Source organism: Robiginitalea myxolifaciens, assembly GCF_900115205.1.
Lineage (GTDB): Bacteria > Bacteroidota > Bacteroidia > Flavobacteriales > Flavobacteriaceae > Robiginitalea > Robiginitalea myxolifaciens.
Map to the genome: position 1 here is coordinate 492,680 of NZ_FOYQ01000001.1, position 12,616 is coordinate 505,295.

The following is a 12,616-nucleotide window of genomic DNA, read 5'->3' on the forward strand; positions in this document are numbered from 1 at the left end:
TATTCTTATTTTTGCCCCGAACCAACAGCATAATCTAAGACCAATAAAGAATGGCTCATTCCATTAAACCCGGCGTTGCAACGGGAGATCATGTACAGGAAATATTTAATTACGCCAAGGAAAAGGCATTTGCCCTTCCCGCTGTAAACGTAATCGGATCGGATAGTATTAACGCCGTAATGGAGACGGCTGCGAAGCTCAACTCCCCGGTTATTATCCAGTTTTCGAACGGGGGTGCCCAGTTCAATGCGGGTAAAGGACTCTCGAATGAGAATCAGCAGGCGGCTATTCAGGGTGCAATTGCCGGCGCCAAGCATGTCCATCAATTGGCGGAGGCTTACGGGGCAACTGTAATCCTGCACACGGATCACTGCGCCAAGAAATTACTTCCCTGGATCGACGGTTTACTCGACGCCAGTGAAGCACATTACAATGCCACTGGAAAATCCTTGTTTTCCTCCCATATGATCGACCTTTCTGAGGAGCCTCTGGAGGAGAATATCGAAATCTGCAAGGAGTATCTGGCCCGCATGAGCAAAATGGATATGACCCTGGAAATTGAATTGGGGATTACCGGAGGAGAAGAAGATGGCGTGGATAATACCGACGTAGACGACTCCAAGCTGTATACCCAACCCGAGGAGGTGGCCTATGCCTATGAGGAACTTTCCAAAGTAAGTCATCGTTTTACGATTGCCGCGGCCTTCGGAAACGTACACGGTGTATACAAGCCGGGTAACGTGAAACTTACCCCAAAAATCCTGAAGAATTCCCAGGAATACATCTCTGAGAAATACAAGGTGGAGCACAACCATATCGACTTTGTTTTCCACGGAGGTTCTGGTTCTACCCTGGAGGAAATTCGGGAAGCCATCGGATATGGGGTGATCAAAATGAACATCGATACGGATTTGCAATACGCTTTCCTGACCGGAGTTCGCGATTACATCCAGGGAAAGGCAGCTTACCTGCAGTCCCAGATTGGAAACCCGGAAGGCGACGACCAACCCAACAAGAAATACTACGATCCCAGGGTTTGGCTTCGCGAAGGGGAAAAAACCTTTATCGACCGCCTGACGAAGGCCTTCGAAGATTTGAATAACGTAAATACGCTTTAATAAGCGCTCAATATAACGCCCGTGACCCGGGCGTTCTGTTTTATACAAGCAGAAGGCTACGGGTAGAGCGACGAGAACTAAAAACACCGATCATGTCCTGGTTTAAACGCAAGGAAAAAGGAATACAAACAGCCACAGAGGAGAAAAAAGACACCCCCAAGGGGCTCTGGTATAAGTCCCCTACAGGTAAGATTGTCGAAAGTGAGGAGTTGGCAAAGAATTTTTATGTCAGCCCTGAGGACGACTACCACGTGCGCATTGGCAGTAAGGAGTATTTCTCCATCCTCTTTGACGATAATAATTTCACCGAACTCGATCAGGGGCTCAAGTCCAAGGATCCACTGAAGTTCGAGGATACCAAAAAATACACGGATCGGCTGAAAGCCGCGGAAAAGAAAACCGGACTCAATGATGCGGTGCGTACCGCCGTTGGTAAATCCATGGGTCGCGATTTGGTAATTGCCTGTATGGATTTCAGCTTTATCGGAGGATCCATGGGAAGTGTTGTAGGTGAAAAAATTGCCCGCGCCATCGATTATGCAATCGCGCATGAATTGCCCTTTATGATGATCTCCAAGAGTGGGGGCGCCCGAATGATGGAAGCCGCGCTTTCGCTGATGCAACTGGCAAAGACGTCGGCCAAGCTGGCACAGCTTTCAGAAGCAGGCTTGCCTTATATTTCCCTGTGTACTGATCCTACCACCGGGGGGACTACGGCTTCTTATGCCATGCTCGGAGACATCAATATCGCCGAGCCGGGAGCTTTAATTGGCTTTGCAGGTCCTCGTGTAGTTAAAGAGGCTACCGGGAAGGATTTACCGCCCGATTTCCAAACAGCTGAGTTTGTCAAAGAGCACGGGTTCCTGGATTTTATCGTTCACCGGCGTGAACTGAAAAAGACGGTGAATCGCTACCTGGACCTGATTCAGAATAAACCACTGAGAAAAGGATTGCTGGCAGACGCTTAGGACCCGAAACAAACAATAATAAAACAGCCTGTTCCCGTATTTTCAGAAGCAGGCTGTTTCTCATTCTATGGAGATTTCCTAAACCTTAGTAAGTTTAGTAGAGGCCTATCGCCGGGCACGACGTAAGCGGATCTCCTCTTCGGTACCATTGGGCAGGGTAAGGGTTCCGAATCCATCGCAGCTTCCATCACCAAAATTGAGTTCGGCTTGCTGACCATCACGGCTGAGCTGTAACAGACCACTCACAATAAAGCGGCAGGACCATTCCCTTCTCAAGGATTCGAGTACAGTGCGCTCGAAAGTGTGTCCCTGACGGTTAATAAAGGTCCTGGAGCCGGTAATCAAGAAGACATTGTCGGCCCAGAATCCACTACCAAACCCTTCGATCCATTCCCGGGTTCGGTTCCCGGTCCAGCTCGCGGTGGCTCCGTCGGGCCATTCTGCCGAAAAGGCGGCCTCAAAATCGGACTGGGGCACCCCATTTTCATTCATACGCTGGCGGAACAGGCTGGCCTCACCGGCAACGGCAATCCCATTAAAGGTAAACCCGGCTAATTCCAGGGTTCCGGTGCGCGTAGCAGCTTCAGCATCCTTGGATAGGGTCATCAGGATCATGCCGGTCAGGACGTTTCCGTTGGGTAGTTCACATCCCATTCCAAAATCGATAGTCTTCTCCACCGAAGTATCGGTTACCACTGTGGTAATGGTGACACATTCGGGAAAATACCCCGAGTCGGCAATTCCCTTGCCGGAGGCGGAAATTTCGTCCTGACCCATGATCTCATCGCCCAGAAAAGCGATCTCTTCGGTAATCCAGTCGCTTTCATCGGCCTGTTCGAGAGAAGCAGTAGTAAATACCTCGGCATCGGCCGAGATTTCATCTCCGGCATCTTCCTTCTCACAAGATCCGAGGGTAATCCCTGCTACCAGGAGCGGCAGCAGCATCCATTTAATTTGAGGCTTTTTCATAACATTTTACATTTTTGTTAACACTAATAGGATCGTTGCGGGGCGTAAAAGGTTTAATCCCAAATTGTGTTTTTCGACGAAATGCGATCCGCAACTACTTGAAATCAATGCTTTAGCCCTTGAAGAAGAATTGAAAATCTTATCGGGTAACTGAAAAATATTCCTATCTTTGCGCCCGGATTGAGCGTCAGTCCGGTACATAAAAATCATTTACAACAATATTGGCATGTATTTATCAAGTGAAGTAAAGAAGGAAATCTTCAAGAAACATGGAGGTTCCGAAACAAACACAGGTTCTACAGAAGGACAAATTGCGTTGTTCACGCACCGCATCAACCACCTGACCCAGCACCTTAAAGCGAATCGCAAGGATTTTAACACCGAGCGTTCTCTGGTTAAACTGGTAGGTAAGCGCAGAAGCTTGCTGGATTACCTGAAGAAAAAGGATATTGAGAAGTATCGTTCTTTGATCAAGGAACTCAATATTCGTAAATAAGTTTACAAAACAGGGGAACGAATTCGTTTCCCTGTTTTTTTATAGCGGCTCGCCGCACAAAAGGTGGTGCTAAAATCACCACAGAAGCTTCCGGTTTTTCATTGGTCGACCTCGCAACACAACAACGACTAATGTTTAACATGTCCCGCAACATCTTGGGACTTAATACCATTTTATGATTCCAAAAGCTTTTAATGAGGTCATCGACCTGGGCGATGGTAGGGAAATTACTATCGAAACAGGAAAATTGGCCAAGCAAGCTCACGGCTCTGTCGTGGTCCGTTCAGGAAACTGTATGCTGCTTTGTACAGTAGTTTCCAATTACCAGGCCGCCGATGTGGATTTCCTTCCACTTACCGTAGACTACCGTGAGAAATTCGCCGCTTCCGGGCGTTATCCGGGAGGATTCTTTAAGCGCGAAGCGCGACCAAGTACCGGAGAGATCCTGGTAATGCGCCTGGTAGACCGGGTACTGCGTCCGCTCTTCCCTAAAAACTATCACAGCGAAACGCAGGTGATGATTCAATTGATGTCGCATGACGAGGAGGTTATGCCCGATGCAATGGCCGGACTGGCAGCATCTGCGGCTATCCAACTCTCCGATTTTCCATTTGAATGTGCGATCTCAGAGGTTCGCGTAGGGCGGGTAAACGGAGCATTCGTGATCAACCCAACCCGCGAACAACTCAAGGATTCCGATATCGATATGATTATCGGTGCCTCCGCCGACAGCGTAATGATGGTCGAAGGGGAGATGAGTGAAATTTCCGAGGAGGAAATGACCGAAGCGATCAAGTTCGCGCACGAGGCCATAAAAGTTCAGATCGACGCACAGTTGCGCCTGGCAGAACAAGTGGGCCGAAAAGAAGTACGCGAATATGCTATTGAAGAGGAAGACGAAGACCTTATGACCAAGGTTCACGGCATGACCTACGATAAAATCTATGCCATTGCCAAAGCCGGATCTTCCAAGCACGAGCGCAGTGCTGCCTTCAGCGAAATCAAAGAGGAAGTACTGGCTTCTTTCAGCGAGGAAGAACTCGAGGAAAAAGGCCACCTGGTTAAAAAATACTTCTATAAAGCAGAGAAGGAAGCGATTCGTAACCTGACCCTGGATGAAGGAGTTCGTCTCGATGGCCGTAAGACCGATGAGATCCGCCCGATCTGGTGTGAGATTGATTATCTGCCTTCTACCCACGGTTCCTCCATCTTTACACGTGGGGAAACTCAGGCCCTGGCTACGGTAACCCTGGGAACTTCAAGGGAAGCCAATATCATCGATATGCCCTCCTTTGAAGGAGAAGAGCGCTTCTACCTGCACTATAACTTCCCTCCGTTCTCAACTGGAGAAGCCCGACCAATCCGCGGGACATCCCGACGGGAAATCGGTCACGGAAACCTGGCACAACGCGCTTTATCCCGCATGGTACCTGAGGACTGTCCGTACACCGTACGGGTAGTATCCGAAGTACTGGAAAGTAACGGTTCCTCATCCATGGCAACGGTTTGTGCCGGTACTATGGCGATGATGGACGCAGGGGTGCAACTGCACAAACCCGTATCTGGTATTGCGATGGGTCTGATTTCAGACGCAGAAACTGGAAAGTATGCGGTGTTATCCGACATCCTTGGCGATGAAGATCACCTGGGAGATATGGACTTTAAAGTTACGGGAACTGCAGATGGAATTACAGCCTGCCAAATGGACATCAAGATCAAAGGCCTCTCTTATGAGATCCTGATCCAGGCCCTCAAGCAAGCTCGCGATGGACGTCTGCACATCCTTTCTAAACTTACCGATACAATTGCTGCCCCTCGTGAGGAAGTAAAACCTCATGCTCCGAAAATGGTTACCCGTATTATTCCTAATGAATATATCGGAGCCGTTATCGGTAAAGGTGGCGAAGTGATCCAGGAACTCCAGAAAGAGACCGGAACCACTATCGTTATCAACGAAGATCCGGACACCGAAGAAGGAATCGTAGAGATTTTGGGAACCGATCAAAATGGAATCGATGCCGTACTGGCCAAAATCGACTCCATCATGTTCAAACCGGAAGAAGGTAGCGTTTACGAAGTCAAGGTCATTAAGATCCTTGAATTCGGAGCCGTAGTAGAATATATGGACGCACCTGGAAACGAAATCCTGCTGCACGTTTCGGAACTCGCCTGGGAGCGAACCGAAAATGTGGAAGATGCTGTTTCCATGGGAGACGTTTTCGACGTTAAATATATGGGAATCGATTCGCGCACCCGCAAGGAGCGCGTATCGCGTCGTGTGCTGATGCCGAAGCCGGAAGGCTGGCAAGATCGCCCACCCCGCCGTGAAGGTGGCGGAGGTCGCGGTGGAGACCGGCGCGGGGGTGACCGTCGTGGCGGAGATCGCCGCGGAGGTGGAGACCGTCGTGGCGGAGATCGCCGTGGAGGCGGCGACCGACGCGGTGGAGATCGCAATCGGGACTAAACTTTCGTCCAAATAGCTAAAACCCCTGTTCTCAGGGGTTTTTTTATGCCGTTTAACGAAATAGAGCACTTTTTATAACCGTTTTGTAACATTCTGCGATTTTCTCCGTATAAGTATATGCAGCGGTATAAATTTCAATAGTACCCCCGCTAAAAGGAAAGGATCGCACATGAGACAGTTAAAGATTACAAAGCAGGTAACAAACCGGGAAACTGCTTCCCTGGACAAATACCTGCAGGAGATTGGAAAAGTAGACCTGATTACCGCCGATGAGGAGGTAGAATTGGCCCAGCGCATCAAGGCTGGCGACCAATTGGCTCTGGAGAAACTCACCAAGGCCAACCTGCGTTTTGTGGTATCTGTGGCCAAGCAATATCAAAACCAGGGACTTACCCTTCCCGATTTGATCAACGAAGGAAACCTGGGACTGATCAAGGCTGCTCAGCGCTTTGACGAAACCCGGGGATTTAAATTTATCTCCTATGCCGTTTGGTGGATTCGTCAGTCTATCCTTCAGGCTCTTGCTGAACAATCCCGTATTGTCCGACTGCCGCTGAACAAAATCGGTTCGATCAATAAGATCAACAAGACCTTTGCCTTCCTGGAGCAAGCGCATGAGCGTCCGCCTTCGGCAGAAGAAATTGCAAAGGAGCTGGATATGACCGTAGAAGACGTGAAACAATCCCTGAAAAACTCAGGCCGTCACGTATCCATGGATGCCCCCCTGATCGATGGGGAGGATTCCAACCTCTACGATGTCTTGCGCAGTGGGGAATCTCCGAATCCTGACAAGGAACTCCTGCACGATTCCCTGAGAACGGAAATTGAGCGCGCTCTGGAAACCCTCACACCAAGGGAAGCCGATGTTATTCGTCTTTATTTTGGTTTGGCCGGGCAACATTCCATGACTCTGGAGGAAATTGGAGAGACTTTTGACCTGACACGCGAGCGCGTACGCCAGATCAAAGAAAAAGCTATTCGCAGGTTAAAGCATACCTCGCGAAGCAAAATATTAAAGACTTACCTGGGCTAACAGCAGCGGGCCTTTAAGGCGCTCGTACCCAGGAAAAATGCAACTGTTAAATTCCTATTAAATTGGAAATTTGGTACAAAAGTTGTATTTTTAACCTTGACAGCAGTTTATCATGACTGTTCGTTTTTTGATTGATGAATAAACTCCGGCTGATTACCGGAGTTTTTTCATTTATAGCCTTTGCTAAGGTCTTTTCCCTTTAAAATTTTGCCGTACATGGCCGATCAAAAAGACAACCAAGACCCTTACAAAGTGCCCAAGGGTACGCGTATTGGCCATGTACACCTCAAAGTATCCGAGCTGGCGCGCTCCTTAAGATTCTACCAGGATTTACTGGGATTTCAAATAACCCAGCAATATGGAGATCAAGCCGTTTTTCTCGCCTCAGGAGACTATCACCATCACCTTGCCCTAAATACGTGGCAGAGCCTGGGCGCACCGCCTGCCCCAAAGCGATCGGCCGGTCTATTCCACCTGGCGATACTATATCCTACCGAAGAAGCGTTGGCCGGTATTTTTAAACGTTTGCGGGAAGCGGATTAGCCGCTCACCGGGGCTGCGGATCACGGGGTTTCCAAAGCGCTCTATCTCGACGATCCCGATGGGAACGGTGTAGAATTATACTGGGATCGACCTGAAAACGAATGGCCTCGCAGTCCGGAGGGAGAACTCGACATGTATACCCGTCCATTGGACCTGGGAAAACTTTTGGCCAAGGCAAACGGGTAAGCCCTTGAAAATAGCGATCTAAAAACCGTATTTTTGAGAAACACCTAATGCATCTCCCATGAAGCAACCCCTGATTGCCCCATCCCTGCTCGCTGCTGATTTCGGCAACCTGCAACGCGATGTTGAACTGGTTGAGGCCAGCCAGGCGACCTGGCATCATATCGATGTTATGGACGGGGTATTTGTTCCCAATATATCTTTTGGAATGCCTGTCATCGCTGCCATAGGGAAGCATGCCCGAAAACCTTTGGATGTGCATCTGATGATTGTGGACCCGGATCGGTATATCGATGCCTTTGCCGCATTGGGAGCACACGTGCTCACGGTGCATTATGAAGCCTGCACGCACTTACACCGAACGCTTCAGGCCATACACCAGGCGGGCATGAAAGCTGGGGTTGCCCTGAATCCGCATACCCCGGTACAGCTATTGGAAAACGTACTCGATTATGTAGACCTGGTTTGTATCATGTCGGTAAATCCCGGGTTCGGGGGGCAGAAATTCATTCCGGAAACACTCACAAAAGTTGCCGACCTCAAAGCCATGATCGAAAGGCGTAATTCGAATACCCTCATCGAAATCGATGGTGGCGTGACCCTTGAAAATGCGCCGGAATTGCTCAAAGCAGGGGCAGATGTTCTGGTCGCGGGCAGCACGGTATTTGGGGCAGCGGACCCTGAGGCCACTATTGCCGCATTATCTGCAGTAAGCTATGGAGGGTAATCCCGATTTTGATATCATCATCGTCGGCGGTGGCCCTATTGGGATTGCCTGCGGGCTGGAAGCCCAAAAAAATGGTTTGTCCTATGTAATTCTGGAAAAAGGGCCCATCGTGAATTCCCTGTTTAACTATCCGGTAAACATGCAGTTCTTCTCCTCCTCGGAGCGCCTGGAAATCGATGATATTCCCTTTATCAGTAAAGAAGCCAAGCCCAAACGGGATGAAGCCCTGGAGTATTACCGGCGTATCGTAACCTCAAACAAACTCAATATCCACTTGTTTGAACGGGTGGAAAGCATTCAGAAAAACGACTTGTTTCGGGTGGTTACCGATAAGAATGCGTATTCTTCCCGCAAGGTTATAATAGCCACCGGCTTCTACGACCTGCCAAACATGCTGGGGGTTCCGGGGGAAGAGCTACCCAAGGTAAGCCATTATTATAAAGACCCGCATTTTTATGCCAGCCAGAAACTAGCCGTTGTTGGCGCAAGCAACTCGGCCATTGATGCTGCCCTGGAATGCTGGCGGAAAGGGGCTGAAGTCAGTCTCATTATCCGGGGGCCGGAGGTGGGTCAACGGGTTAAATACTGGGTCAGGCCAGACATCATAAACCGGATCGAAGAAGGCAGTATAAACGCCTTGTATAACAGTGAGATCATCGAAATCCTCCCGGAGGAAATCCGGGTCCGAACCCCGGAAGGTGAAAAGCGCCTGGCAAATGATTTTGTACTTGCACTAACGGGATACCAGCCGAATTTTGACTTTCTGGTCAATGCCGGGATCGCCCTTTCTGAGGATGAAAAACGCATCCCACAATACGATCCCGATTCCATGGAAACCAATGTTTCCGGCTTATATCTGGCCGGCGTTATTTGCGGAGGAATGGAAACCCATAAATGGTTTATCGAAAATTCCCGGGACCACGCAAAGCGGATCATCCGCCATGTATTAACCCTTCAGGACTAGGCGCGTATGAAGGCACGCATCCTGTATATCGTCCTGGTTACAGGTTTGCTGCTTTTCTCTTGTGACGAGCAACCCGATCCCCTGCTTACACCACAGCGGGGACAAACCATTGTCTTTCTCGGGAACAACCTGGCTGCCCGGATGAATCACTATGGGTTCTTTGAGGCGGCATTACAGCAGCACTATCCCGATAGTATGCTGCGATTACGGAATATGGGAGACGGGGGTAATACGCCGGGCTTCCGACCGCACTCTGGCAGGGATTCGGCCTGGGCCTTCCCCGGGGCAGCAGCACTTCTGGAAGACTTGTATCCCAATTCCGGGAGCAAGGGACACTTTGAAAGCCCCGATCAGTGGTTGGATCGCCTCGATGCCAGCGTTATCCTGGCGTTTTTCGGATACAACGAAGTCTTCCGACCGGACGGCTCAGAAGCTTTAAACAGGCAGGAATTAGAAGCCTTTATTCGGCACACCCTAAACCAACGATACACCGAAAACGCTCCTGCAGAACTTGTGCTTATTTCACCAGTGGCCATCGAAGCTCGGGAAGACCTCCCCCAAATGCCTTCGGCGGATTCCTTAAACAAGAAGTTGGAAGCATATACCCGTATGATGCGTGAGGTAGCCGCAGCACAGCAGGTCAAATTTCTGGATGTCTTCCACCCTTCGCAGTCCTGGTATAAAGACAGCCAACCCTTAACCCTGGATGGCTTACAGTTTAATCAGTACGGGGCACAAAAGTTTGCCGCCTTCCTTGCAGAACGCCTCTATGGAATCCCCGCTGCATCTGCAACATCTGCAGATCTACTGGAGCTCGTGCGAGAAAAAAACTGGTTTTGGGAAAATGATTTCAAGATTCCCAACGGGGTTCATGTCTTTGGTCGTCGCTACGATCCGTTTGGCCCCGATAATTATCCTTTTGAACTGGAGAAAATAAGGCAGATGACAGCCAACCGCGATACCGCAATCTGGCAAGCCGCCATGGGTAATTCCTATGACCTCGAGACAGCCGACGCGGCCACCACTCCCCTGCCCGAAGTCGTTTCCAACTACAAACCGCAGGGGTACGGCCATGGCGGAGGATACCTGTACGGACAGGATGCTTTGGATTCCTTTACGCTTGCCCCGGGTTACGAGATCCAGTTGGTAGCCTCAGAAGCCGATTTTCCCCTGCTGGCCAATCCGGTTCAGTTGTCTTTTGATAATGCCGGCCGGCTTTGGGTGGCCACCATGCCTGCTTACCCGCATTACAAACCCGGGGACCCCATGCCCGACGACAAACTGTTGATTCTCGAAGATCTCAACGGCGATGGCCGCAGTGATTCCGTACGTGTCTGGGCCGATAAATTGCATTTACCCGTTGGTTTTGAACTAACAGCAGACGGGGTGCTGATTTCCCAGGGTACCCACTTGAAACGCTTCAGGGATACCGATGGCGATGACAAAGCCGACCAACGGGAAATTTTGCTAAGCGGCTTCGACGATCACGACACCCACCATGCGATCGGAGCCTTTAGCGCCGACCCCACAGGGGCAGTATATATGGCGGAAGGCGTTTTCCTGCACACCAATGTGGAGACCCGCTATGGGCCGGTACGAGGCACCCATGGCGGATTCTATCGCTATGAACCTAAATCCGGCTACCTGGAGCGAACAGCACAACTCCCGATACCCAATCCCTGGGGGATTGCCTTTGATTCCTGGGGACAACCCTTTTTCCTGGACACTTCGGGCCCTGCCCTGCGCTGGATGAGCCCCGGCAACTTAAAATCGGAATACGGAAAATTCCTCCCCAATCCTCCTGATCTGATCCCTGATTTACAGAAAGTACGGCCCACGGCGGGACTGGAATTCGTTTCGAGCGACAATTTTCCAGAAGAAGTCCAGGGCGATGTGCTCCTGGGGAACAGCATTGGCTTCCTTGGAATTAAACAGCATAAAGTAGTGGAGGACGGTACCGGCTACAAGCTGGAATTCAGACAAGACCTGCTCAGGAGCTCAGACCCCAATTTCAGGCCTGTGGATCTGGAGTTTGCCCCTGATGGCAGCCTCTATGTAGTAGACTGGCACAACACATTGATCGGTCACATGCAACACAACGCCCGGGATCCGTACCGGGACCACAGCCACGGGAGAATCTACCGGATTGTATATACCGGAAATGATTTGCAAGAGCCGGCCACAATCGCCGGTGCGGACATTCCTGAACTATTAGCGCTACTAAAATCGCCCCAGGACCGTACCCGATACCGGGCACGCAGAGAATTAAGAGGACGGGATCCCTTACAAGTAGGTGTAGCCTTGAAAGCCTGGATTGGAAAAGTGGGTATGGAATCCAACGACGAACACCATTTTTTGGAAGCGTTATGGGTAAGTGCCGGAACCGGTAGGATAGATCCAGACCTGTTGCGTAAAGTACTGAAGGCTCAGGACCATCGTGTTCGGGCAGCTGCGGTACGGGTATTGCGCTATTCGGCACATCAGCTACCCGATGCAAAGGCCTTATTGCTACAGGCCGCTGCCGACCCGCATGGCAGGGTACGTTTGGAAGCTATGGGTGCTGCCTCCTGGTTGGGAGATGCCGATATGCAGGAAATTATAAATGCCGTGGCCAAGTCGGGGGTGGACGAATGGATCAATCCTGGGTACTTGCTGCTGCAGCATCGTTTGTCCGGAGACCGCGGAAATCCCCCGGACTCCGAGGGTAATGAAGAAAATACCAGGGCCACAACCATCCCGGAGCACCTAAACCCAACGGATAGCATCGCCTATGTAGCCGGCCGGGAGGTGTATCACCGTGAGGGATATTGTGCAACTTGCCACCAGGCCGATGGGGCGGGCCTGCCAGCCGCTGGCTTCCCCCCGCTTCAAGGAAGTGAATGGGTAACCGGGGATTCGCAGCGGCTTATAAAACTAACCCTGAAAGGCATACAAGGGCCGATAATTGTAAACGGGAAAAACTATCCCGGACAAGTACCCATGACCGCCTTTGAAGGCCTGCTCACAGATATGGAAATGGCCGCCGTGCTCACCTATGTCCGCAATGCCTTTGGCAACAAGGCTACCCCGGTAGACCCGCGTGAGGTCCGGGCCATCAGGGCCGAACTCAAGGACCGCAAAACTTTTTACACGGCAAGTGAGCTGGAATAAA

General features: G+C 50.5%; 10 protein-coding genes. 9 read left to right on the plus strand and 1 reads right to left on the minus strand.

From position 1 onward, the window contains the following. Nucleotides 1–50 precede the first annotated feature (50 nt). Both fbaA and accD read left to right on the plus strand, forming a co-directional pair. Nucleotides 51–1,118 (plus strand): class II fructose-bisphosphate aldolase, encoded by a 1,068-nt coding sequence (fbaA, locus tag BM318_RS02180; RefSeq protein ID WP_092980300.1) that lies wholly within the window; start codon nucleotides 51–53, stop codon nucleotides 1,116–1,118. A 92-nt stretch (nucleotides 1,119–1,210) separates the two neighbouring features. Then, a complete protein-coding gene (gene accD / locus BM318_RS02185) occupies nucleotides 1,211–2,086 on the plus strand; it encodes an acetyl-CoA carboxylase, carboxyltransferase subunit beta (RefSeq protein WP_394333321.1) in 876 nt (291 codons plus the stop codon). A 105-nt stretch (nucleotides 2,087–2,191) separates the two neighbouring features. Here the strand turns inward: accD and BM318_RS02190 are convergent, their stop codons facing one another. After that, nucleotides 2,192–3,055: a hypothetical protein gene (locus tag BM318_RS02190; protein ID WP_092980303.1), complete on the minus strand. Its 864-nt coding sequence runs from the start codon at nucleotides 3,053–3,055 to the stop codon at nucleotides 2,192–2,194. Nucleotides 3,056–3,281: 226 nt separating this feature from the next. On the opposite strand from BM318_RS02190, the gene rpsO reads away from it, so the two are divergent. From rpsO to BM318_RS02225, 7 genes are all read left to right on the plus strand, one after another. Continuing rightward, nucleotides 3,282–3,551, plus strand: a complete 270-nt coding sequence (rpsO, locus tag BM318_RS02195) for a 30S ribosomal protein S15 (protein ID WP_092980305.1) — start codon at nucleotides 3,282–3,284, stop codon at nucleotides 3,549–3,551. Nucleotides 3,552–3,726: 175 nt separating this feature from the next. Then, nucleotides 3,727–6,015 carry a polyribonucleotide nucleotidyltransferase gene (locus BM318_RS02200; RefSeq protein WP_092980307.1) on the plus strand — a complete coding sequence of 763 codons (2,289 nt, stop codon included), beginning with the start codon at nucleotides 3,727–3,729 and terminating at the stop codon, nucleotides 6,013–6,015. Between the two features lie 169 nt (nucleotides 6,016–6,184). Continuing rightward, nucleotides 6,185–7,048: a sigma-70 family RNA polymerase sigma factor gene (locus BM318_RS02205; RefSeq protein WP_092980309.1), complete on the plus strand. Its 864-nt coding sequence runs from the start codon at nucleotides 6,185–6,187 to the stop codon at nucleotides 7,046–7,048. 216 nt (nucleotides 7,049–7,264) lie between these two features. Then, nucleotides 7,265–7,591: a VOC family protein gene (locus tag BM318_RS14470; RefSeq protein WP_245759717.1), complete on the plus strand. Its 327-nt coding sequence runs from the start codon at nucleotides 7,265–7,267 to the stop codon at nucleotides 7,589–7,591. A gap of 244 nt (nucleotides 7,592–7,835) precedes the next feature. Then, nucleotides 7,836–8,501, plus strand: coding sequence for a ribulose-phosphate 3-epimerase (rpe, locus tag BM318_RS02215; protein ID WP_092980311.1), 666 nt, complete (start codon nucleotides 7,836–7,838; stop codon nucleotides 8,499–8,501). Next, the gene (locus BM318_RS02220; protein WP_092980313.1) at nucleotides 8,491–9,465 is read left to right on the plus strand and encodes a YpdA family putative bacillithiol disulfide reductase; all 975 of its coding nucleotides are present in this window, start codon (nucleotides 8,491–8,493) and stop codon (nucleotides 9,463–9,465) included. The genes rpe and BM318_RS02220 overlap by 11 nt, the downstream gene beginning before the upstream one ends. A gap of 6 nt (nucleotides 9,466–9,471) precedes the next feature. Further along, complete coding sequence (locus BM318_RS02225; protein ID WP_092980314.1) at nucleotides 9,472–12,615, plus strand: PVC-type heme-binding CxxCH protein; 3,144 nt, start codon at nucleotides 9,472–9,474, stop codon at nucleotides 12,613–12,615. Nucleotide 12,616: the final 1 nt, after the last annotated feature.